The 21160-nt window shown below is 62.8% G+C and carries 20 protein-coding genes; 8 read left to right on the top strand and 12 right to left on the bottom strand.

Annotated elements, in window-relative coordinates; all coding sequences use genetic code 11:
* Positions 1–9: 9 nt before the first annotated feature.
* The 3 genes from SxD43FB_RS09055 to rpsB form a co-directional block, all read right to left on the bottom strand.
* Positions 10–729, bottom strand: coding sequence for an EF-hand domain-containing protein (locus SxD43FB_RS09055; RefSeq protein ID WP_096061896.1), 720 nt, complete (start codon positions 727–729; stop codon positions 10–12).
* A gap of 220 nt (positions 730–949) precedes the next feature.
* Positions 950–1876 (bottom strand): translation elongation factor Ts, encoded by a 927-nt coding sequence (gene tsf / locus SxD43FB_RS09050; RefSeq protein WP_037472056.1) that lies wholly within the window; start codon positions 1874–1876, stop codon positions 950–952.
* A gap of 97 nt (positions 1877–1973) precedes the next feature.
* Entirely contained in the window at positions 1974–2732 is a 759-nt protein-coding gene (gene rpsB / locus SxD43FB_RS09045; protein ID WP_043152929.1) for a 30S ribosomal protein S2, read from the bottom strand.
* A 257-nt stretch (positions 2733–2989) separates the two neighbouring features.
* Between rpsB and SxD43FB_RS09040 the strand changes: the two genes are divergently transcribed.
* Complete coding sequence (locus tag SxD43FB_RS09040; protein ID WP_096061895.1) at positions 2990–3214, top strand: hypothetical protein; 225 nt, start codon at positions 2990–2992, stop codon at positions 3212–3214.
* 7 nt (positions 3215–3221) lie between these two features.
* Here SxD43FB_RS09040 and SxD43FB_RS09035 read toward each other — a convergent pair whose 3' ends face one another.
* Positions 3222–4007: a phosphatidylcholine/phosphatidylserine synthase gene (locus SxD43FB_RS09035; RefSeq protein ID WP_096061894.1), complete on the bottom strand. Its 786-nt coding sequence runs from the start codon at positions 4005–4007 to the stop codon at positions 3222–3224.
* Complete coding sequence (locus SxD43FB_RS09030; RefSeq protein ID WP_096061966.1) at positions 4004–4738, bottom strand: phosphatidylserine decarboxylase; 735 nt, start codon at positions 4736–4738, stop codon at positions 4004–4006. Before SxD43FB_RS09030 ends, SxD43FB_RS09035 begins: the two co-directional genes overlap by 4 nt.
* A gap of 158 nt (positions 4739–4896) precedes the next feature.
* Between SxD43FB_RS09030 and SxD43FB_RS09025 the strand changes: the two genes are divergently transcribed.
* Both SxD43FB_RS09025 and SxD43FB_RS09020 read left to right on the top strand, forming a co-directional pair.
* Positions 4897–6117 (top strand): NADP-dependent isocitrate dehydrogenase, encoded by a 1221-nt coding sequence (locus SxD43FB_RS09025; protein ID WP_069066287.1) that lies wholly within the window; start codon positions 4897–4899, stop codon positions 6115–6117.
* Positions 6118–6213: 96 nt separating this feature from the next.
* A complete protein-coding gene (locus tag SxD43FB_RS09020) occupies positions 6214–7827 on the top strand; it encodes a bifunctional GNAT family N-acetyltransferase/carbon-nitrogen hydrolase family protein (protein ID WP_096061893.1) in 1614 nt (537 codons plus the stop codon).
* Between the two features lie 5 nt (positions 7828–7832).
* On the opposite strand, the gene nagZ is transcribed toward SxD43FB_RS09020, so the two are convergent.
* The 4 genes from nagZ to SxD43FB_RS09000 form a co-directional block, all read right to left on the bottom strand.
* Positions 7833–8846: a beta-N-acetylhexosaminidase gene (gene nagZ / locus SxD43FB_RS09015; protein WP_096061892.1), complete on the bottom strand. Its 1014-nt coding sequence runs from the start codon at positions 8844–8846 to the stop codon at positions 7833–7835.
* Between the two features lie 52 nt (positions 8847–8898).
* Positions 8899–9621, bottom strand: a complete 723-nt coding sequence (locus SxD43FB_RS09010; RefSeq protein WP_096061891.1) for an SPOR domain-containing protein — start codon at positions 9619–9621, stop codon at positions 8899–8901.
* 22 nt (positions 9622–9643) lie between these two features.
* Complete coding sequence (gene argS, locus SxD43FB_RS09005; protein ID WP_096061890.1) at positions 9644–11368, bottom strand: arginine--tRNA ligase; 1725 nt, start codon at positions 11366–11368, stop codon at positions 9644–9646.
* A gap of 165 nt (positions 11369–11533) precedes the next feature.
* A complete protein-coding gene (locus tag SxD43FB_RS09000) occupies positions 11534–12142 on the bottom strand; it encodes a hypothetical protein (RefSeq protein WP_037478756.1) in 609 nt (202 codons plus the stop codon).
* 168 nt (positions 12143–12310) lie between these two features.
* On the opposite strand from SxD43FB_RS09000, the gene ispH reads away from it, so the two are divergent.
* Genes ispH through rnhA form a run of 3 tightly spaced genes read left to right on the top strand, consistent with a single transcriptional unit; the run spans position 12311 to position 14742 of the window.
* Positions 12311–13270 carry a 4-hydroxy-3-methylbut-2-enyl diphosphate reductase gene (ispH, locus tag SxD43FB_RS08995; RefSeq protein WP_096061889.1) on the top strand — a complete coding sequence of 320 codons (960 nt, stop codon included), beginning with the start codon at positions 12311–12313 and terminating at the stop codon, positions 13268–13270.
* Between the two features lie 3 nt (positions 13271–13273).
* Entirely contained in the window at positions 13274–14251 is a 978-nt protein-coding gene (gene thrB / locus SxD43FB_RS08990; RefSeq protein ID WP_096061888.1) for a homoserine kinase, read from the top strand.
* Positions 14252–14295: 44 nt separating this feature from the next.
* On the top strand, positions 14296–14742 hold the full coding sequence (gene rnhA, locus SxD43FB_RS08985) for a ribonuclease HI (protein WP_096061887.1): 447 nt from the start codon (positions 14296–14298) through the stop codon (positions 14740–14742).
* A 13-nt stretch (positions 14743–14755) separates the two neighbouring features.
* On the opposite strand, the gene aguB is transcribed toward rnhA, so the two are convergent.
* On the bottom strand, positions 14756–15604 hold the full coding sequence (gene aguB, locus SxD43FB_RS08980) for an N-carbamoylputrescine amidase (protein ID WP_096061886.1): 849 nt from the start codon (positions 15602–15604) through the stop codon (positions 14756–14758).
* Between the two features lie 117 nt (positions 15605–15721).
* Positions 15722–16705 (bottom strand): agmatine deiminase family protein, encoded by a 984-nt coding sequence (locus tag SxD43FB_RS08975; RefSeq protein WP_096061885.1) that lies wholly within the window; start codon positions 16703–16705, stop codon positions 15722–15724.
* A gap of 100 nt (positions 16706–16805) precedes the next feature.
* Between SxD43FB_RS08975 and SxD43FB_RS08970 the strand changes: the two genes are divergently transcribed.
* The gene (locus tag SxD43FB_RS08970; RefSeq protein WP_096061884.1) at positions 16806–17258 is read left to right on the top strand and encodes a DUF6265 family protein; all 453 of its coding nucleotides are present in this window, start codon (positions 16806–16808) and stop codon (positions 17256–17258) included.
* A 100-nt stretch (positions 17259–17358) separates the two neighbouring features.
* Here SxD43FB_RS08970 and SxD43FB_RS08965 read toward each other — a convergent pair whose 3' ends face one another.
* Positions 17359–19038 carry a M28 family peptidase gene (locus SxD43FB_RS08965; protein ID WP_096061883.1) on the bottom strand — a complete coding sequence of 560 codons (1680 nt, stop codon included), beginning with the start codon at positions 19036–19038 and terminating at the stop codon, positions 17359–17361.
* Between the two features lie 152 nt (positions 19039–19190).
* Between SxD43FB_RS08965 and SxD43FB_RS08960 the strand changes: the two genes are divergently transcribed.
* The gene (locus tag SxD43FB_RS08960) at positions 19191–21149 is read left to right on the top strand and encodes a S9 family peptidase (protein ID WP_096061965.1); all 1959 of its coding nucleotides are present in this window, start codon (positions 19191–19193) and stop codon (positions 21147–21149) included.
* The last annotated feature ends 11 nt before the right edge of the window (positions 21150–21160 follow it).

Here is a 21160-nt window from a genome sequence, read left to right as displayed (position 1 = left end):
GTGGGACCGTCAGCAGGGACGATCGGGCAGGCAGGGCGGTCCGCCACTGCCCCGTGGAGCCTTCCCGCCCCGCGACGGCGGCCGCAATTCATCCATAGCCAGCCATCCGTCATGATTGGCATCGGCCGCATCGAACCGTTTGCCTTGATAGGCCAGCAATTCTTCGAGCGAGAGGCCCGCGTCATAATTGCTGTTGGCGTTGGTGATCAGGCCGACGCTGAGCGGTTCGATGAGCGCAGCGAGGCCCATGCTGCCAGGGTCATCGCCAACATCGGGCAGGAGGACTTCGGCGATCGGACCGTCCCGGTCACCGGTCCCGGCCACTTCCGACGAGGCCACCGACCCCATTTGCCGCTGCCAGGCGACGAATTCCTCATAGCTCAGCGCGCCATTATGATTGCTGTCGATCTTGGTGAAGCGCGCGCGAATGAGCGCCTCGCGCCGAGCATCGAACAGGCCACGCAATTCGGCGATCATGATCATGCCATCGCGGTTGACGTCGCCTTCCCGGAACATCGCCGTCACGACCTTGTCGAACTGCGCGCGTTTGATCGGCTTGGGCGGCGTAGGTTGGCGCGGCCCGCCCCTATCGCCGGGCGGTCCACCGCCGCCGCCTGGAGGGCCACCAGTGCCGCCACCCTGCATATCGCCGCCCATCCCGCCCTGCGCCAGCACGGGGGCGGTCCATAATAGCAGCGACGCCAGCGCGCCGGACAATATCTTGTGCATCGACAATGCGAACTCCGCCAAAGTCGGAGACAGGCAGGCGGATAGCTATCCGACCGCGCACGCCCCCGAAGCCACGTTTGGGGCAGAGACGGCACGGTGTTGGCAATTCAGTAGATCAAAAAACTATTCCATGGCGCCTATCGCCCGATGCGACGGTCGCCAAAAAAAAGAGCGCCCAGCGGGGCGCTCTTTTCCTTGTTTCAGGCTGTACGTCCGTATGTCAGACGCCGGCAGCCGCCGCGACTTCCGCCGCGAAGTCGCTGACTTCCTTTTCGATGCCTTCGCCCAGCTGGAAGCGGACATAGCCCTTCAGGCTGATCGATGCGCCGGCTTCCTTGGCGGCCTTGGCAACGACGTCGGCGACCGGGGTCTTGTTGTCCATCACGAACAGCTGCGAGAGCAGCGCGTTTTCCTTGGCGAACTTGGCCACTGCGCCATCGACCATCTTGGCGACGATCTCGGCAGGCTTGCCCGATTCGGCGGCCTTTTCAGCAGCGATCGCGCGCTCACGCTCCAGCAGCGACGGATCGATGTCCGACGCGGCCAGCGCCAGCGGGAAGGCAGCGGCGATGTGCATCGCGATCTGCTTGCCCAAAGGCTCCATGACCTCAGCCGAGGCATCGCCTTCCAGCGCGACCAGCACGCCGATCTTGCCGAGGCCCGGCGCAGCAGCATTGTGGACGTAGGGAACGACGACGCCCTGGCTCACTTCGACATGGCCGACGCGGCGCACGGTCTGGTTCTCGCCGATGGTGGCGATGTTGGCGACCAGCTTTTCAGCGACCGTGCCGCCCGACGGATAGGCAGCGGCTGACAGCGCTTCGGCGTCGGCAGCGCCGGTTTCGAGCGCGATCGTCGAGACGGTGCGGACGAAATCCTGGAACTGTTCGTTCTTGGCGACGAAGTCGGTTTCGCTGTTCACTTCGACGGCAACACCCTTGGTCCCGGCAACGGCAACACCGACCAGACCTTCGGCCGCGGTGCGGCTCGACTTCTTCTGCGCCGCGGCCAGACCCTTGGCGCGCAACCAGTCGGTTGCCGCTTCGATGTCGCCATTGGCTTCGGTGAGCGCCTTCTTGCAATCCATCATGCCCGCGCCCGAACGGTCGCGAAGTTCCTTGACGGAAGCAGCGGTAATATCGGCCATGTTTCGGCTCCTAAATCAGTGTGGTTCAAATATGCGGCAGGGCGCGTCTCTGAAAGAGCGCGCCCTAGCCTGTCATTCTTTCAGTTGCGCGACGCTCTTAGGCTTCGGCGACAACCTCTTCCGCCATCGGCTCGTCCATCGCGCCCAGGTCGACGCCCGAAGCCTGCTGCGCACCACGGTTGCCCTTGGTCGCGGCGGCCGCAATGGCGTCGCAATAAAGGCGGATGGCGCGGCTGGCGTCGTCGTTCGCGGGAACCGGGAAGGCGATGCCGTCGGGCGAGACGTTCGAATCGAGGATCGCGACGACCGGGATACCCAGCGTGTTGGCTTCCTTGATCGCCAGTTCTTCCTTGTTCGCGTCGATCACGAACATGACATCGGGAATGCCGCCCATGTCGCGAATGCCGCCGAGCGACATTTCGAGCTTCTCATGCTCGCGCGTCATCTGAAGCACTTCCTTCTTGGTCAGGCCGTGGGTGTCACCCTGCAGCTTTTCCTCAAGGGTCTTCAAGCGCTTGATCGAACCGGAAATGGTCTTCCAGTTAGTGAGCATGCCGCCCAGCCAGCGATGGTTGACGAAATGCTGGCCTGACTTGCGCGCGGCCTCGGCGATCGGATCCTGCGCCTGGCGCTTGGTGCCGACGAACAGCACCTTGCCACCGGCGGCAACCGTACCCGACACGAAGTCGAGCGCGCGGCCGAACAGGGGCACGGTCTGCGACAGGTCAAGGATGTGGATGCCGTTGCGCTCGCCGAAAATATACGGCTTCATGCGCGGATTCCAGCGATGGGTCTGGTGGCCGAAATGCGCGCCAGCGTCGATCAATTGGTGCATGGTGACAACAGGAGCCGCCATAAGATAATCTCCTTCCGGTTAATGCCTCTGGGAATCGGGAACCGCAGATGGTCTGAAAGACCGCTGCCAGCACCGGATATGATGATTCCCATGTGGAATGAGGCGCGCCTTTAACGCCACAGAAAATAATGTGCAAGGCTTGACTTGCGCCGCAAGCTGGAACATAAAGTGAACAAACGGAACAAAGGCGGTTCGCTGCCGTTGAAACCGTCATAGTGAGGCCAGCCGTGCAAATGGCAAGATGGAAAGTGACCGTTATGTTCACATTCGTTGCAGCGACCCTGTTTCTTGGCGCATTCCTGATGGCCGTGGGAACCATCGCATGGATGTTCCTGCTCTATCATGACAAGATGGTCGCTGCGCTCCAGTTCGAGCCGATCCCCCACAAGCCCGTTTATCATGTGCGTATCCGTCGCCCCCGTGCCGTCGAGTCAGACCGCGCTTCTGCCGTCCGAGTACCGAACGGCGTTTTCGCGGCCTGATCGCTTTTCAGGCGGGCGTTTCCGACGCAGCCTCGCGGGTCCGCACGACCTTGGCATAGGAGATGATGCCGAACGGTATCAGGGCCACATAGACGGCGCAGAGCAACAGCAGCGTCAGCCACGGATCGGTTACCAGCAACGCCGCCAGCAACCCGGCAAAGGCAATGACTTCCAACCGGATGCGCTTGCGCAACCGCAGCGCCGACCAGCTATAGGTCGCGATGTTGGAGATCATCAGGAAGGCGACGAACGCCGTCCAGGGTGCCACGACATACCAGGCGCGAAACAAATCTTCGCCCGTCACCAGCCACAGATAGAGCGGAACGAAGGACAGGCCTGCCCCGGCGGGTGCGGGCACGCCGGTCATGAAACCAGCGGATTTATGCGGCTGTTGTTCCGCATCGATATTGGCATTGAACCGCGCCAGGCGCAGCGCGCAGGACAAAGCGTGGGCCAGCGCGAATATCCAGCCGAATTTCGGCATGGCGTGCAGCGACCAGAGATAGAGGATCAACGCCGGCGCAACGCCGAATGCGATCGAATCGGACAGCGAATCCAGTTCCGCGCCGAATCGGCTTTCGCCGCGCAGCATACGGGCGATCCGGCCATCCAGTCCATCCAGCACCCCGGCAAAGATGATCGACAGCACGGCCCGCTCCCAATCGCCCGATATGCCGTAGCGCACGCCGGTCAGGCCAAAGCACAAGGCCATTGCCGTCACCGCATTGGGGGCGAGCATGCGCAGGGTGATGCCCCGCCGCATGCCCTGCGGCACGGCGCGCCGCCGCCTCATTGTTGAATACCGGCGACGACCCGGCGATCACCCATTTGCCCAAGGATGGTTTCCCCGGCGATGGTGCGCTGGCCCAGGATCACACGCGGCGCGGTTCCGGCGGGCAGATAGACATCGACCCGGCTGCCGAAGCGGATGAGGCCGATCCGCTGCCCCGCAGCGACCATGTCGCCAGGCTTGACGAAGGGCACGATCCGGCGCGCCACGAGGCCCGCAATCTGCGTAAAGCCAATGCGGACGCCATCATGGCGTTCGACCAATATATGCTGGCGCTCATTATCCTCGCTCGCCTTGTCGAGATCGGCATTGAGGAATTTGCCCGAAATATAGACGACCGACTTGATCGTGCCGCCGATCGGCGTGCGATTGATATGGACGTCGAACACGCTCATGAAAATGGACACGCGGATCATCGGCTGGTCGCCAAGGCCATCGACGCCCGCCATTTCGCGCGGCGGCGGCACGCGCTGGATCAGCGTCACCAGGCCATCGGCCGGTGCAATGATCGCGCCCTCATCCTGTGGCACGGCCCGCACGGGATCGCGGAAGAAGGCGAATACCCAGATCGTCACCATCAGCATCAGCCATCCCAGCACCTCCCATCCCATGAGGAACAGGAGCGCCGTGATCGCGACTGCGATCAGGCCGAATTTCATCCCTTCCGGGTGAACCGAAGGAAAGCGCCATTTGACATTGCCGCCAGCGGCGATCGTGATTTCGTTATTGTCCATGGCCACCATCTTTAGGGAGAGAGCTTCCCCCTGACAACGGCCGATCCCGGCGAAGGCTCCGGTCTGTCATATAACTATGCGTGCGCAGTTGAACATTCTGCCCGCTTTGCCTAGGGCGATTGCCAAATCCACCCACGATGAAGAAGGCGAACAGGCGCATGGCGAAGATCAAGGTGAAGAACCCGGTCGTTGAGATTGACGGCGATGAAATGACCCGGATCATCTGGGAATGGATCCGCGAGCGGCTGATCCTCCCCTATCTCGACATCGACCTCAAATATTATGACCTGTCCGTCCAGAAGCGCGACGAGACGAACGACCAGATCACGGTCGATTGCGCCAATGCGATCAAGCAATATGGCGTCGGCGTGAAGTGCGCCACCATCACCCCTGACGAACAGCGGGTCGAGGAATTCAACCTCAAGTCGATGTGGAAGTCGCCCAACGGCACGATCCGCAACATCCTGGGCGGCGTGGTGTTCCGCGAGCCGATCGTCATCAAGAACGTCCCCCGTCTGGTCCCCGGCTGGACCGACCCGATCGTCATCGGCCGTCATGCCTTTGGCGACCAGTATAAGGCGACCGACTTCCTGGTCCCCGGCCCCGGCAAGCTGCGCCTGATCTGGGACGGCGAAAATGGCGAGAAGATCGAAAAGGAAGTGTTCGACTTCCCGGCCGCTGGCGTTGCCATGGGCATGTATAATCTGGACGAATCGATCCGCGATTTCGCCAAGGCAAGCATGAACTATGCGCTCGACCGTGGATGGCCGCTGTACCTTTCGACCAAGAACACCATCCTCAAGGCCTATGATGGCCGCTTCAAGGATCTGTTCCAGGAAGTGTTCGACGCCGAATTCGCCGACAAGTTCAAGGCGGCGGGCATTGTCTATGAGCATCGCCTGATCGACGACATGGTCGCGTCCGCGCTCAAGTGGAGCGGCAAGTTCGTCTGGGCCTGCAAGAATTACGACGGCGACGTCCAGTCGGACACCGTGGCGCAGGGCTTCGGCTCGCTCGGCTTGATGACCTCGGTCCTGCTCTCGCCCGACGGCAAGACGGTGGAAGCCGAAGCGGCGCATGGCACCGTCACCCGCCACTATCGCCAGCATCAGCAGGGCAAGGCGACCTCGACCAACCCTATCGCGTCGATCTTCGCCTGGACGCAGGGCCTGTCCTTCCGTGGCAAGTTCGACGGCACCCCCGAAGTCACCAAATTCGCCGAAACCCTTGAGCGCGTCTGCATCAAGACCGTCGAAGATGGCGCGATGACCAAGGATCTGGCGCTGCTGATCGGCCCGGAACAGGCGTGGATGACGACGGAACAGTTTTTCGAACAGATCCGCGTCAATCTGGAAGCCGAAATGGCCAAGTGGAACTGATAGGCTCCTGAAGCTTTCAGTACGGAAACGGAATGAGGCGGTGCCGATTATTCGGTGCCGCCTTTTCCATAGCCATCGCGCCGAGGGAAGAAAGCCATGACGACAGCCACGCAGAAACGCCTTGAGGTGCGCCCGGCGGTGCCGACCGACGTGCGCGCGATCATCCGACTTATCGCCCGCGTCTATCCGGGCCTACCCAATTATTCCCCCGCCACCGTGCGCGGCCAGATCAACAATTTCCCCGATGGCTGCTTCGTCGCGCTCTACGATAACAAGGTCGTGGGCTATTGCGCGACGATGCGGGTCAGCAAGGGCATGGCCTTTGCCTGGCATGATTGGGAGGAAATCACCGCCAACGGCTTTGGCACGCGCCACAGCGCGGCGGGCGAATGGCTCTATGGCTATGAGATGGCGGTGGACCCCAAGCTGCGCGGCCTGCGCATCGGCCAGCGCCTCTATGACGAACGCAAGGAACTGGCCGAGCAACTCGATTTGCACGGCATCGTCATTGCCGGCCGGATGCCGGGCTATCTGCGCGCCAAGCGCAAGGTCGAAGGCCCCAAAGATTATCTGGACAAGGTCGCCGCGGGCAAGATCCGCGATCAGGTCGTCAGCTTCCAGCTCAAGAACCAGTTCGAACCGCTGGGCGTGCTGGAAAATTATCTGCCCGAAGACAAGCAGTCCGACGGACACGCCGCACATCTCGTCTGGCGCAACCCCTATGTCGATCCCGACGAAGCGCCCGAAATGCGCGTGCCGCGCGGCGTCGAAAGCGTCCGCCTGGCCACATGCCAGTTGCAGGCACGTGCGGTCGAAGATTTCGAGGGGTTCGTCCGCAACATCGAATATTTCGTCGATGTCGCAGCGGATTATCGCTCCGACTTCATCGTCTTCCCGGAGCTTTTCACCCTGCCCCTGCTGTCGTTCGAGACCAAAAAGCTCAATCCGATGGAGGCGATCGACAAGCTCACCAGCTACACGCCGCGCCTGACCAAGGAACTGACGCGGATGGCGCTGCAATATAATATCAACATCATCGGCGGCTCACACCCGACCCGCGCCGATGATGGCGATATCCAGAATATCGCTTATGTCGCGCTACGCGATGGCTCGGTTCACACGCAGGAAAAGATCCACCCGACGCCGAACGAATCCTTCTGGTGGAACATCAAGGGCGGCGATTCGCTGGACGTGATCCAGACCGACTGCGGGCCGATCGGCGTGCTGATCTGCTATGATAGCGAGTTTCCCGAACTGGCCCGCCGCCTGGTCGATCAGGGCGCGCGGATCATCTTCGTGCCCTTCTGTACCGATTCGCGGCTGGGCTATATGCGGGTGCGCTATTGCGCGCAGGCGCGGGCGATCGAGAATCAATGTTATGTCGTGATGTCGGGCAATGTCGGCAATCTGCCCAATGTCGACAATATGGACATTCAATATGCCCAAAGCGCGATCCTGACGCCGTGCGACCTGCCCTTTGCGCGCGATGGCATTGCGGCGGAATCGACCGAAAATGTCGAGACGTTGACGATGGCCGACGTGAACCTGGCCGACCTTAGCTGGGCACGGGCCGAAGGGACCGTCCGCAACCTGCGCGACCGGCGCTTCGACCTCTATCATATCGAATGGGACAGCAATCCCGACCATGGCCATGCGCCCAATGGCGGCCCCGTTCCCGCCGGCGGCCATAATTCACCGGGCGGCGGCTGAGGCGATCAGGCCGCGACCGGTTCCAGCAGCCGGTCGCGCGTCGCCAGCAGCGCTTCGAGCGGCGGCTGATCCGCGCCGCGCGGGGCGCTGGCCATCGCGCGGTCGAGCCGCGCCTGCGACTCGGGCTGGATGTCCGGCAGCGCGTCGGCGATGGCGACCATATCGTCCATCCGCCCCCAGCAATTGAGCGCCAGGTCGCACCCCGCCGCCACGACGCCTGCGGCCAAGTCCGCGATGCTGCCATCCAGCGCCTTCATATCGAGATCATCGGACATCAGGAGGCCGTCAAAGCCGATGGCATCGCGGATGATGCCGCCGATTACCTTGGACGACAGGCTGGCGGGCTGCTCTGCATCCCAGGCGGTATAGACGACATGCGCCGTCATCCCCATCGGCGCCCAGTTCAGTGTGCGGAACGGGCCAAGGTCGGTTTCCAGCGCATTAAGGTCCGCCTTCACCACCGGCAATTCCAGATGGCTATCGACCAAGGCGCGACCATGCCCCGGCATATGTTTGACGATGCCGACCACGCCGCCCTGCGCCAGCCCCTCCAGCGTCGCGCGGCCCATCGCGGCTACCCGCATCGGCTCGGCCCCCAACGTCCGGTCGCCCATGATGTCGCTTGCGCCCTCCTGCCGCACATCCAGCAACGGCAGCGCATCGACGGTGATGCCGACCTCGGCTAGCGTCAGGGCGATAGCATGGGCATTGGCCCGCGCCGCCGCGATCGCGCTCGATGGCGCGACGTCATAGAGGCGATCGAACACAGCGCCGGGCGGAAAGGCTGGCCAGACCGGCGGGGCCATCCGCGCCACGCGACCGCCTTCCTGATCGATCATGATCAGCAGGTCGTCGCGCCCATGCAAGGCGCGCAAATCGTCGGTCAGCGCGCGCAGTTGCGCCCGATCGACGATGTTGCGCTTGAAGAGGATATAGCCTGCGGGCTGCGCCTCGGCAAAGAAGGCGCGCTCGTCAGGAGTGAGGACTGGCCCGGACAGGCCGAAAATAACAGGCTTCATGGCATCGACGGTAACGATGTACGGCGCTTCTGTCGAAGGGCTTTATCCGATCCTAATTGACCATCAGGCAGCTTTCGCCCGCTACCTTGAGCTTGCCGCAAATCACGCTCGCCTGCCCCCCCGCGCTGGCACGGAGGCGGTAGACGGTGCCGCCGCCGACCTGGGCCGGTTCGACGGTCATGGCGAGCGGCGCGAGATAGGCGAAGCGCTTGGACAGGCGGCTCCAGGCATCCTTGGCACCCGCCGCGCTGCCATAGGCGCCCAGCTGGATCTTCGCGCCGCCGCTAGCGGCCTTGGTGGCGGCAACCGGCGTGTTGCTCGTGCCGTCGGTCACGGGCGCGGAGACGCTTTGCGCAGGCTTGACCGGCACGACCGGCCGGGTGCCGGTGGGCGCAGGCGTGCCCTTGGCCATCGGCGTTTCGGGCACGCGGCTGGGGTCAATCCGCCCGTCACGCGCCACGCCTTCGCTCGCGGCGAAGCTGGCATCGCCCTCGCCATCGAACTTGCGCGCATCGGCTTCATTGGCGGCGATCTTATAGTCCTGCGGCGGCGCGGCGATGAGTTGCCCTTCGCCGGCCAGATTAGCGCCGTTGCGATTCTGCACCCACCACACACCGGCGACGACCGCGCCGACCAGCATCAGGCCGAGCAGGATCAAGCCGAGCAGACGCAACGGCGAGAGGCTTTCCGGGTCGCTATCGTCGATCGCAGGCTCCAGCCAGGGCAGCCGGTCCTCATCGTCGAAATCGAGTCGACCGCGCCCATAGTCGCTCATCGTCACTTCACTCCGCTTTCATTCACTGCATTTCGGTCAGCGCGACCACACCCATCAGGGCGAGGCCATTGCGGATAATCTGCCCTATTCCCTGCGCCAGGGAAAGCCGTGCCGCCGTCATCGCCGGATCATCGGCCAGGATCACCCGCGCGCGCGGATCGTCATTGCCCATATTCCACCAGCCATGGAACGCGGACGCCAAGTCATTGAGATAAAAGGCAATACGGTGCGGCTCGCGCATCTGCGCTGCCCCTTCCACCACGCGCGGGAATTGCGCGGCGAGCTTGACCAGGCCCAATTCGGCCGTCCCAAGAAGGGACAGGTCGGCTGCGGGAAGTGCAATCCCCGCCTCCTGCGTCCGCCGTCCGAGCGAAGAAATGCGCGCATGGGCATATTGGACGTAGAAGACAGGATTATCCTTCGAGGCTTCCACCACCTTGGCAAAGTCGAAATCCATCTGCGCATCGGCCTTGCGCGTCAGCATGGTGAAGCGCACGACATCCTTGCCCACTTCGCCCACGACATCTGCGAGCGTCACAAAATTACCCGCGCGTTTGGACATCTTCACCGGCTCGCCATCGCGCAGCAGGCGGACCATCTGAATGAGCTTGACGTCGAACCGCGCCTTGCCTTCCGTCAGCGCAGCGACTGCCGCCTGGATGCGCTTGACGGTCCCGGCATGGTCCGCGCCCCAGATGTCGATCAACTGGTCCGCGCTCTGCGCCTTCTGATAATGATAGGCCATGTCGGCACCGAAATAGGTCCAGCTGCCGTTCGACTTCTTGATCGGCCTGTCTTGATCGTCGCCAAATTTGGTCGAGCGGAACAGCGGCAGTTCGACCGGCTCCCAATCGTCGGGCAGTTCGCCCTTGGGCGCTTCCAGCACGCCATCATAGACCAGATCCTGCGCCCGCAGCCAGGCTTCGGCCTGTTCAGGCTTGCCCGCCGCCTGCAATTCCGCCTCCGACGAAAAGACATCGTGACGGATGCCCAGCAGCGCCAGGTCCGCGCGGATCATGTCCATCATCTTCGCAACGGCGAAAGTGCGGAAGGTCACCAGCCAGTCACTCTCCGGCGCGCCCACGAACCGATCGCCATATTCGGCAGCCAATGCCTGCCCTACCGGCACCAGATAATCGCCGGGATACAGGCCTTCGGGGATGGCAATCGTCTCGCCCAGCGCTTCGCGATAGCGCAGATGCGCCGACCGGGCGAGGACATCGACCTGCCCGCCCGCGTCATTGATATAATATTCGCGGATCACCTTATGCCCGGCATATTCCAGCAGCGTGGCAAGCGCGTCGCCCACCACTGCGCCGCGGCAATGGCCCATATGCATGGGGCCTGTCGGGTTAGCGGAAACATATTCGATATTGACGGTGATGCCCTGCCCCACATCGGACCGGCCATAATCATCGCCATCGGTCTGGATCGCGGCCAGTTCCGCGCGCCATGTCGCATCGGTCAATGTCAGGTTGATGAAGCCCGGCCCGGCGATCGAGGCGCTGTCGACCTCTTCGAGCGCTTGCAGCTTGGTAACGATCGCCTCGGCCAAGGCGCGCGGGTTGGTGCCCGCGGGCTTGGCCAGCACCATCGCCGCATTGGTCGCCATATCGCCATGGCTGGGGTCGCGCGGCGGCTCGACCGTTACCGGCTTGCGGTTGAGGCCAGCGGGCAGAATGCCGTCAGCCTCCAGCGCGTCCAGCACGGCATCGAGGTGAGCGGTAAAACGGGTGTAAAGGGACATCAGATTATATCCTGCATCACAAAATGCCGTTCGTCCTGAGTAGCCATTGAGCGAAGTCGAAATGGCGTATCGAAGGATCTGCGCAGCGTGTGATGCTTCGATACGGGCCTTCGGCTTCGCTCAGTCCCTACTCAGCACGAACGGAGATAGGTTAATCGGGTAAGATTAGCGGGTCGCGTTATAGCGCAACTGATCCTGGGTCAGGTTGAACCCGACCAGCAGCTCGAAACTGGTTCGTGCCAGCGCCGCTTTGACATCGGGCTGGGCGAAGGGATCGATCGCGGCATCGGCGTCACCCGCCTTGCGCTTCTGGACGATCTTCGCCTGAATGTCGGCAGGCAGCGTGGCCGAGGATTTCTCGACATAGGATGCGGCCTTCGCCTGTGCGCTGGCGCGATAATCGCCCGGCGCGAAATTGAGCGTGACTTGGCCCACCCGCTTGGCGACCACGGCATTGCCGCCACGCACCACGGCGGAATAATAAGGCAGCGTCACCTGTCGCGCTGCGCTCGCGTCGCTGCGCCGCGCGTTCACGGTGAAGGTCGCTTCGGTATAGAATTGCGCGCCGTCGGTGCAGGTCGATCGCAGATCGGTGATGTTGGCCACCACGTCGATCGCCGACGCATCGGTGCTGTTGGCCGGGTTGAACAGCGTGATGTCACCGGTATAGGCCGGCACCGCCGCCACCGGGCAAGCCGAACGCACTGCGACGATACCGCCGGACGCATCGATTTCTCCCCGGCGCGAACAGCCCGCCAGGGTCAAAGCCAGCATGGCAGTCAGGGCGACACGAGACAGACAGACGTTCCTTGGCACAGGCAGATAATCCTTGGCATGGCCCATCGGCCGAAAGCATCGCGCTTCCTTATCCATCCGCCGCCGCCCACGCAACCGGAAGGAAGCGGCTTTCCTCGTGGCTTACATTCGCCTAAGCGCGAAGACATGACCGAGCCCACCGCCGCCCGCCCGCCGATGACCCTGCTGATCGCTGCCCCGCGCGGCTTTTGCGCCGGGGTCGACCGCGCCATCATCATCGTGGAAAAGGCGATCGAAGCCTATGGCGCGCCGGTCTATGTCCGTCATGAAATCGTTCACAATAAATATGTGGTGGACAGCCTGAAGGCGAAGGGCGCGATCTTTGTCGAGGAACTGGACCAGGTACCCGATGGCGTGCCGGTCGTTTTTTCCGCCCATGGCGTGCCCAAGGCGGTCCCGGCCAAGGCGGAGGAGCGCGGCCTGTCCTATCTCGACGCCACCTGCCCCCTGGTCAGCAAGGTGCATCGCCAGGCCGAACGGCAGGTGGAGCTTGGCCGCCACATCCTCTTCATCGGCCATAAGGGCCATCCCGAAGTCATCGGCACGTTCGGGCAGGTGCCCGACGGATCGATGACTCTCATCGAAACGGTCGAGGACGCAGAAGCGTTCGCGCCGACCGATGCCGACAATCTGGCGTTCCTGACGCAAACGACGCTTTCGGTGGACGATACTGCCGCGATCGTCGCCGTGCTGCAACGTCGCTTCCCCGACATCGCCGCGCCCAAGGGCGAGGACATTTGCTACGCCACGTCCAACCGCCAGACATCGGTCAAGGCGATCGCGCCTCGTTGCGATGCGCTCTATGTCATCGGCGCGCCGAATAGCTCCAACTCGCTGCGACTGGTGGAGGTCGCCGAGCGCGAGGGCACCCGCGCCCGGCTGATCCAACGCGCTGATGAAATCGACTTCGATTGGCTCGACGGCGTGACGACATTGGGGCTGACCGCTGGGGCGTCCGCACCCGAAATATTGGTCCGCGAAGTCGTGAATGGCCTCGCGGCGCGCTATGACGTGACGGAGGAAATCGTCGAGACCGCGCGCGAAAGCATTGCCTTCAAGCTGCCGCGCGGACTGGAGGCCGTCTGATCCATGGCCGTCTATACCCAGGTTCCGGCCGAAGAGATCGACGCCTTCCTCACCCGCTATGACGCTGGTCGCCTCGTTTCCGCCAAGGGGATCGCCGAAGGGGTCGAAAACAGCAATTATCTGCTCGAAACCACCGGCGCGGACGGGTCAGGCCATCGCTACATCCTCACCCTCTATGAAAAGCGGGTGGATGAAGCCGACCTGCCCTTCTTCATGGACCTGCTCGACCATCTGGGTGCGCGCGGATGCCTCGTCCCCCGCTTCATCGCCGATCGCAGCGGCCAGCGATTGCAGCAGCTCGCCGGACGCCCCGCCTGCCTGATCGAGTTCCTGACCGGCATTTCCGTGACCGAGCCGACCCCGGCGCAATCGCGCGCGGCGGGCCAAGCGCTCGGCGAACTGCATCACGCGGCCGAGGGTTTTGCAAACGAACGCCCGAACGCGCTCGACAAGGCGGGCTGGCATGATCTGGCGCGCAAATGCGGCGCGGATTTCGACCAGATCGCCCCCGGCCTTGCCGCACGGGTCGCCGATGAGTTGGCGTATCTCGACGCCCATTGGCCCGCCGATCTGCCACGCAGCGTCATCCATGCCGACCTGTTCCCGGACAATGTGCTGATGCTGGGCGACCGGGTCACGGGCCTGATCGACTTTTATTTCAGTTGCACGGATGTCCGCGCCTATGACCTGGCCATCACCCACAGCGCCTGGACGTTCAGCCATGACGGCGCGACTTTCTTTGGCGACCGGGCCGTGGCGCTAGGTGCGGGCTATGCCCAAGCGCACGGGCTGACCAATGCGGAACGCGCCGCCTTCCCGATCCTGTGCCGGGGCGCGGCACTGCGTTTCCTGCTGACCCGCGCCTATGACTGGATCAACACGCCCGCCGATGCGCTGGTCACGCGCAAAGACCCGCTCGCCTATCTGCGCAGGCTCGACTTCTACGCCAACGCCGATGCAGCTGACCTGCTCGGCGCATAACCCATGATCCGATCGCCTCTTTCGATGCGATCGGAGGAGACAGCATGACCGACCTGCCGACCGTAGAGATTTTCACCGATGGCGCGTGCAAGGGCAATCCCGGCCCCGGCGGCTGGGGCGCGGTGCTGCGCTTTGGGAGCAAGGAAAAGGAAATATCCGGCGGCGAGGCGCAGACAACCAATAACCGGATGGAGATGATGGCCGCGGTCGAGGCGCTCAATGCGCTGAGCAAGCCCTGCCGCGTGACGCTCTATACCGACAGCAAATATGTGATGGACGGCATCACCAAATGGATTTTCGGCTGGCAGAAAAATGGCTGGAAGACCGCTGACCGCAAGCCGGTGAAGAATGCCGAAGTCTGGCAGCTATTGGTGCAGGCCACCGCGCGGCATCAAGTGACCTGGCAATGGGTTAAGGGCCATGCCGGTCACCCGGAAAATGAGCGCGCCGACCAGCTCGCCTGCGCCGCGGCGGAGAGCTTCCGCCGCTGACGCCGGGTGCAGGTCAAATATCCTGCGCGATCCGCCCATATAGCTCCGGCCGCCGATCGCGGAAGAAGCCCATCCCTGCGCGATGGGTACGCGCCTGCGCCAGATCCAGCGTCGCCACCAGCGCACCGAAATCCTTGGCATCGCCGTCAGCGATCAGGTCGCCCCATTCGTCGCTGATGAAGCTGTGGCCGTAGAAACGCTGGCCATCCTCCTCGCCGATGCGGTTGGCGGCGATCACCGGCATGCAATTGCTGACCGCATGGCCGATCATCGCCCGCCGCCACATGCGGCTGGTGTCGAGGTCCGCATCATAGGGTTCCGATCCGATCGCGGTCGGGTAAAACAGCATCTCCGCGCCCATCAGCGCCATCACCCGCGCGCATTCGGGATACCATTGGTCCCAGCAGATGCCGACGCCGATCGTGCCATATTTGGTCGGCCACACTTTGAAGCCGCTATTGCCGGGCCGGAAATAATATTTTTCCTCATAGCCCGGCCCGTCAGGAATATGGCTCTTGCGATAGACGCCCATAATCTCGCCCTGATCATCGATCATCGCGAGCGAATTATAATGATGCTGGCCGTCGCGCTCGAAATAGCTGGTCGGGATATAGACGCCCAGATCCTTGGCCAGCTTGCGCATCTCCTGCACCGCAGGATGGCTGTCGGTCGGCTGCGCCAGCGCAAACAGCGCTTCGTCTTCGACACGGCAGAAATAGGGGCCTTCGAACAATTCGGGCGGCAGGATGATCTTCGCGCCGCGCGCGGCGGCCTTGGTCACATGCTCGGCCACCTTGGCGATATTCTCGCCCATATCGTCCGAAAAGCTGAGCTGCAGCGCTGCAACGGTCACTTTGGTCATATCGTCTGTTTCTCCGTTCGCCCTGAGCCTGTCGAAGGGCTCCACCGAGCGATAGCGAGGTGCCTTCGCTTGCGCTCAGGCGCGGGCTTCGACTTCGCTCAGCCCGAACGGTTGATGTTAAACACTTGGCATTTGCTGGCTGCAGCAATGAAAACTGCCGCCACCGGACAATATGGCATCGCTGCGCAGCCCGACAATATCCCGCCCCGGAAAGAAGGGCGCGAGCGTATCGAGCGCGGCCTGATCATTGGGCTGACCATAGATAGGCACGATGACGGCCGCGTTGCCGACATAGAAATTCATATAGCTCGCTGGAACGGCCTCGCCATCAACCAGCACCAATCCCGGCGAAGGAATGTCGATCACTTCGACCCCATGCGCGATCGCCCGCGCGCGCGCATCGGCGTAGATTGCCGCATTGGGATCATCCTCCGTCGTCGCGATCGGTAGCGCCAGTAGCCCTTCGCCAACGAAGCGCGCCAGATTGTCGACATGCCCATCCGTATGGTCGTTCAGCAATCCGTCACCCAGCCACAGCATGTCGGAGAGGCCCAGACTCCCGGCCAGCAGCGTTTCGATCTTGCCGCGGTCGAGGTCCGGATTGCGATTAGGGTGGAGCAAACATTGTTCGGTCGTCACGAACAGGCCGGTGCCATCGGTATCGACCGCCCCGCCCTCGAACACCCACTGCTGCGTCGATGTCGGCAAGCCGGTGGTCGCCGCCAGCCGTGCGCCGATATCTTCGTCGCCCGCCATCTGATATTTACCGCCCCAGCCGTTGAAGCCGAAATCGACCAAAGCCCGCGCCTTGCCGTTCAGCACGGTGATAGGCGCGGTATCGCGCAGCCAGACGTCGCCCAGCGGCTGCACGACGATCGACACGCCGGGCGCGACCAAGGCGCGCGCGGCGTCGGCATCCCCCTCGTTCGCGACGACCAGCCGCACCTCTTCGCCGCGTCCATCCGCATGGAGCGCGTTGGCAAAGGCGGCGATCTGCGTCCGGGCGGCATCGAATGCGCCGGGCCATTCATCCGCGTTGGTCGGAAAGCCGATCCAGGTCCAGTCGTGCGGTGCCCATTCGGCAGGCATACGAAAAGTCATGCAATGTCGTCCTTACTCGGCGGAAAGGCCGATCCGTGATAGCGGGCGTTAGGCGCGCTCCATAGCGTGCCGGATCGGGTCTGGACAGAGGGCGGGAGCCATGAAGAGAAGAGTTTCGACGATCATAGCGGCGCTGCTGCTGGCGCTGCCCGTCCACGGCAGCGCAGGCGAATTGCCCGATTGGCTGACCGGGGAATGGGTGCAGAAGCGCGACGATCGCTGGAGCGAGGAAGTGTGGACGCTGCCGCGCGGCGGCGTGATGATCGGCGTGGGACGCACCGGGCGCGGCGAAAAGCTGCAATCCTGGGAAGTGATGCGCATCGTTCGCGCAGCCGACGGATCGCTCGCATTCCACGGCGCCCCCGAAGGTGGTCCTGCAACCATTTTCCCTGCGATAGCCGAAGGGGTGCGCGACATCAGCTTTGCCAATCCCACCCATGATTATCCGCAACGCATCCGCTACTGGCGGGAGGGGCGCCTACTCATGGCCGAAACGGCGAATATGGACGGCAGCCGGGCGCAGAACTGGACCTATGCCCCGGCCGGTGAGTGACGCACAAAATCGCCGTTCGTTTCGAGCGAAGTAGAGAAGCGGAAACGCGGTGCCAGCGTTTCTCGACTTCGCTCGAAACGAACGGAGGTTTGTTGACTGACTATTTCCCTGCCCGATCCTTGTCGCGGATCGCGCGAAATTCGTCGCCATCCACCCAATTGGGCCAGTCGGTCGTATTCGCCAGATCGCGCCCGACCGTATAATAGAGCTTCAGGTCGGCCAGCACGCCGGTCCAGTCCCAATTGGGATCATATTCATCCTTTGGCCCGTGGTAGCGGTTCTTGGTATAATCTTCCGCTGCGGCCATGCCCGCCGCCGTGCCGCCATTGACCAGATCCTCGCCGCCCTCGAAATAGAGCATCGGCAGGCCGTGCTTGGCGAAGCTGAAATGGTCGGAGCGATAATAATAGCCCTTTTCCGGCGTCGGCTCCACCGTCGCGACCCGGTCCTGCGCGGCCAAGGCGCGGTCGAGATAGGCGTCGAGTTGCGACTTGCCCTTGCCGATCACCACCACATTCTTGGCAAGGCCCGCGACCGATAGCGCATCCATGTTCACGCCACCAACGGTCTGGTTGAACGGGACCACCGGATTGCTGCCATAATAGGCCGACCCCAATAGCCCCGATTCCTCTGCCGTCACCGCCAGGAACAACTGGCTGCGATCGGTCGGCCCTGCCTTCACATTGGCCTCCGCCAGCGCCACCAGCGCTGCCGTGCCGGTCGCATTGTCGACCGCGCCATTGCAGATGTCATCGCCATCGGGCGCGGCCTGGCACCGGCCAAGATGGTCCCAATGCGCGCTGTAGAGGACATAGTCATCGGGGTGCGTCTTGCCGGGCAGCAGCGCGACGACATTCTTCGAACTATGTTTGCGCGGGTCGTTGTCGAACGACACCGACGCCTTGACCGCGCCCAGCGGCACCGCCTTGAACCCAGCTTGCTTGGCGGCCGCCATCTGCGCGGTCAGGTCCAGCCCAGCGCTGGCGAACAGGGCCGCCGCCTTGTCCTTCTGAATCCAGCCGATCGCCGAAGATTGTTTGGCATTGCCGTCCGCACTGTCGGCGACATGCTGCGCGCCCGTCCAGCTCGATTGGACCACGTTCCAGCCATAGGCGGCAGGCACCGTGTCATGCACGATGATCGCGGCAGCCGCGCCCTGCCGCGCCGCTTCCTCATATTTATAGGTCCAGCGGCCATAATAGGTCATCGCCCGGCCATTGAAGGGTCCGGTCAGGCCCGTCGCCTCATAGTCGGGATCATTGACCAGAATGATGACGGTCTTGCCCTTCACATCCACGCCCGCATAGTCGTTCCACCCCTTTTCGGGGGCGTTGATGCCATAGCCGACGAACACCACCGGGCTGTCCTTGACCGCGATGCTCGGCTGGGTCGTGCGATAGGTGCCGACCACCATTTCGGGGCCATAGGTCGCGCTGACCGCGCTCTTGCCGCCGGTGAAGGTCAGCGGCGACACATTCCTGGCATTGATCTCGACCAAGGGCACGTCCTGAAACCAGCTGCCCTTGTTGCCAGGCTTCAGCCCCAGCTTGCTGAACTCCGCCACCAGCAGCGCCAGCGTCTTCTCCTCGCCCGCAGAGCCAGGCGCGCGGCCCTCATAGGCGTCGGACGACATTTCCCGCACCAACCGCTTCATCGTATCGATCGACGGCTCGGCGGCATTTGGCGCTGCAGCGACCGACACGGGCGGCGCATCCATGCCATCGGTGGCGCAGGCGGAAAGGGCGAGAACGGCGGCAATCGCCGCGATGGAGCTACGCATGAAAGGCACCCTTTATTCTTGTGATAGCAGGGTGATGCCACTGTGCGGGACACAGGGCAAGCAAGGCCGTTGCCAAGTCTGCAGCGCTCGCCTAGCCATTTGTTACTGGGGCAATGGGGGAGTGAATGGGCATGATCGGATATCGCAGGGCAATGATCATGGCGGCGCTGGCCACCGGAACCGCACCGGTCGCGCTGGCGCAAACCCCGCCTGATGCCCTCGCCAAGGCCTTTGGCGCGCGCGAAACCGTGATTTCCGCCAGCATTTCGCCCGATGGCCAGAAAATCGCGCTGATTTCGGCCGGGCCGGGACGAACAAGCCGCGCCTATGTGCTGGAGGCTAAGGAAGGCGCAGAGTTGACGGTGGCGGCCAGCACTACCGGCAAACCGGAATATCTCACCCGCTGCGACTGGGTCGCGACCGATCGACTGGCTTGCCAGATTTATGGCGAAAGCCGCTATGCCGACGACGTCTATGGTTTCAGCAATATCTTTGCGATGGATGCTTCGGGTGGCAATGCCAAGCTGCTGAGCCAGCGGCGGGGCCAGAATGCGTTGCATGCCGATTTTCGCGGGGGTGACATCGTCGATCTGCTGCCTGGCGAAGACGGCGCGATATTGATGACCCGATCCTATGTCCCTGAAGCCAAGATCGGCAGCCTTGTGGAAAAGCGACTGGAGGGGCTCGGCGTCGATCGCATCGACACCCGCAGTGGCAGCGGGAAACGGGTTGAAACACCGGCCAAATTGGCAGTCGATTATATTTCGGACGGCGTCGGTACAGTTCGGATCATGGGACTGCAGGAGATCAAGGGAACCGGCTATTCCAAGGGAACCTATAAATTCCTCTATCGCCCACAAGGCAAGTCGGGCTGGGACGACCTTTCGACCTACGACGTGCGCGACAATAGCGGCTTCTATCCCCTCGCCGTCGATCCGCAGCAGAATATCGCCTATGGCTTTGAAAAGACAAACGGTCGCGACGCGCTGGTCTCGATCGCGCTTGACCCCGGCCAGGAAAAGAAAGTCGTCTTCGCCCATCCGCAAGTCGACGTGACCGGATTGATCCGGGTCGGCCGCGACCGCCGGGTCGTGGGCGTCAGCTATGTGCTGGAGCATCGCGAAGCCGTGTATTTCGACAAAGACGCAGCTTCTCTTGTTACCTCATTGGGTAAGGCGCTGGGTGGCAAGGCTGTTCACATCGGCGACATGAGCAGCGATGGGCAGCGGGTGCTGGTATGGGCCGGTAGCGACATCGATCCGGGCCAATATTATCTGTTCGATCGGACGGCGCGCAAATTGTCACCCCTGATGCCGGATCGCCCCGAACTGGCTGGCCGCCAACTGGCCACGATGCAATCGACGAGCTTCAAGGCAAGCGATGGGGTGACGATCCCAGCCTATCTGACGCTGCCGCCCGGCAAAGAAAGCGCCAAGGGTCTGCCCGCCATCGTCCTGCCCCATGGCGGCCCGGAGTCGCGGGACGAATGGGGTTTCGACTGGTTGGTGCAATATTATGCGGCACGCGGCTTCGCCGTCATCCAGCCGCAGTTTCGCGGTTCCTATGGTTTTGGCGAACAATGGCTGATGCAAAATGGCTATCGATCCTGGCGCAAGGCGATCGGCGACGTCGTGGACGCCGGACGATGGCTGGTGGCACAGGGCATTGCCGACCCGGCGAAGCTGACCATCGCGGGCTGGTCCTATGGCGGCTATGCGGCGCTGCAGGCGCAGGTCATCGACCCCGATCTGTTCAAGGCGGTGGTCGCCATCGCGCCCGTCACGGATTTCGGCGATCGATTGCGCCGCGCGCAATATGACAGCAGTTACCTCGTTCAGCAGCAGCGCATGGGCACTGGCCCGGAGGCCGAAGACGCTTCGCCATCCAGCCATGCCGCGCAGTTCCGCGCCCCGGTCCTGATGTTTCACGGCACAAACGACGGCAATGTCGACATCAGCCAGGCAAAAATCATGCAAGGCAAACTGGAAGGCGCGGGCAAGCGCAGCCGCTTGGTCATCTATGACGGGCTGGCGCACAGCCTGAACGACAGCGATGCGCGCGCCGACATGCTCCAGCAGAGCGCCGACTTCCTGCTGGCGGCGGGGAAATAGCCCCAGATAGA

It is taken from the genome of Sphingobium sp. D43FB (assembly GCF_002312805.1).
Lineage (GTDB): Bacteria > Pseudomonadota > Alphaproteobacteria > Sphingomonadales > Sphingomonadaceae > Sphingobium.
This window is presented reverse-complemented; position numbering and strand designations above follow the sequence as displayed.

Excerpts from the sequence above, each read along its gene's own strand:
- SxD43FB_RS09000 (WP_037478756.1), bottom strand. The coding sequence starts at position 12,142 with ATGCTGGCTTTGACCCTGGCGGGCTGTTCGCGCCGGGGAGAAATCGAT.
- rnhA (WP_096061887.1), top strand. The coding sequence starts at position 14,296 with ATGACCGACCTGCCGACCGTAGAGATTTTCACCGATGGCGCGTGCAAG.
- ispH (WP_096061889.1), top strand. The coding sequence starts at position 12,311 with ATGACCGAGCCCACCGCCGCCCGCCCGCCGATGACCCTGCTGATCGCT.
- tsf (WP_037472056.1), bottom strand. The coding sequence starts at position 1,876 with ATGGCCGATATTACCGCTGCTTCCGTCAAGGAACTTCGCGACCGTTCG.
- SxD43FB_RS08970 (WP_096061884.1), top strand. The coding sequence starts at position 16,806 with ATGAAGAGAAGAGTTTCGACGATCATAGCGGCGCTGCTGCTGGCGCTG.
- SxD43FB_RS09040 (WP_096061895.1), top strand. The coding sequence starts at position 2,990 with ATGTTCACATTCGTTGCAGCGACCCTGTTTCTTGGCGCATTCCTGATG.
- SxD43FB_RS09055 (WP_096061896.1), bottom strand. The coding sequence starts at position 729 with ATGCACAAGATATTGTCCGGCGCGCTGGCGTCGCTGCTATTATGGACC.
- SxD43FB_RS09030 (WP_096061966.1), bottom strand. The coding sequence starts at position 4,738 with ATGGACAATAACGAAATCACGATCGCCGCTGGCGGCAATGTCAAATGG.
- SxD43FB_RS08960 (WP_096061965.1), top strand. The coding sequence starts at position 19,191 with ATGATCATGGCGGCGCTGGCCACCGGAACCGCACCGGTCGCGCTGGCG.
- SxD43FB_RS09035 (WP_096061894.1), bottom strand. The coding sequence starts at position 4,007 with ATGAGGCGGCGGCGCGCCGTGCCGCAGGGCATGCGGCGGGGCATCACC.
- SxD43FB_RS09025 (WP_069066287.1), top strand. The coding sequence starts at position 4,897 with ATGGCGAAGATCAAGGTGAAGAACCCGGTCGTTGAGATTGACGGCGAT.
- SxD43FB_RS08975 (WP_096061885.1), bottom strand. The coding sequence starts at position 16,705 with ATGACTTTTCGTATGCCTGCCGAATGGGCACCGCACGACTGGACCTGG.
- thrB (WP_096061888.1), top strand. The coding sequence starts at position 13,274 with ATGGCCGTCTATACCCAGGTTCCGGCCGAAGAGATCGACGCCTTCCTC.
- SxD43FB_RS09020 (WP_096061893.1), top strand. The coding sequence starts at position 6,214 with ATGACGACAGCCACGCAGAAACGCCTTGAGGTGCGCCCGGCGGTGCCG.
- SxD43FB_RS09010 (WP_096061891.1), bottom strand. The coding sequence starts at position 9,621 with ATGAGCGACTATGGGCGCGGTCGACTCGATTTCGACGATGAGGACCGG.
- nagZ (WP_096061892.1), bottom strand. The coding sequence starts at position 8,846 with ATGAAGCCTGTTATTTTCGGCCTGTCCGGGCCAGTCCTCACTCCTGAC.
- argS (WP_096061890.1), bottom strand. The coding sequence starts at position 11,368 with ATGTCCCTTTACACCCGTTTTACCGCTCACCTCGATGCCGTGCTGGAC.
- aguB (WP_096061886.1), bottom strand. The coding sequence starts at position 15,604 with ATGACCAAAGTGACCGTTGCAGCGCTGCAGCTCAGCTTTTCGGACGAT.
- SxD43FB_RS08965 (WP_096061883.1), bottom strand. The coding sequence starts at position 19,038 with ATGCGTAGCTCCATCGCGGCGATTGCCGCCGTTCTCGCCCTTTCCGCC.
- rpsB (WP_043152929.1), bottom strand. The coding sequence starts at position 2,732 with ATGGCGGCTCCTGTTGTCACCATGCACCAATTGATCGACGCTGGCGCG.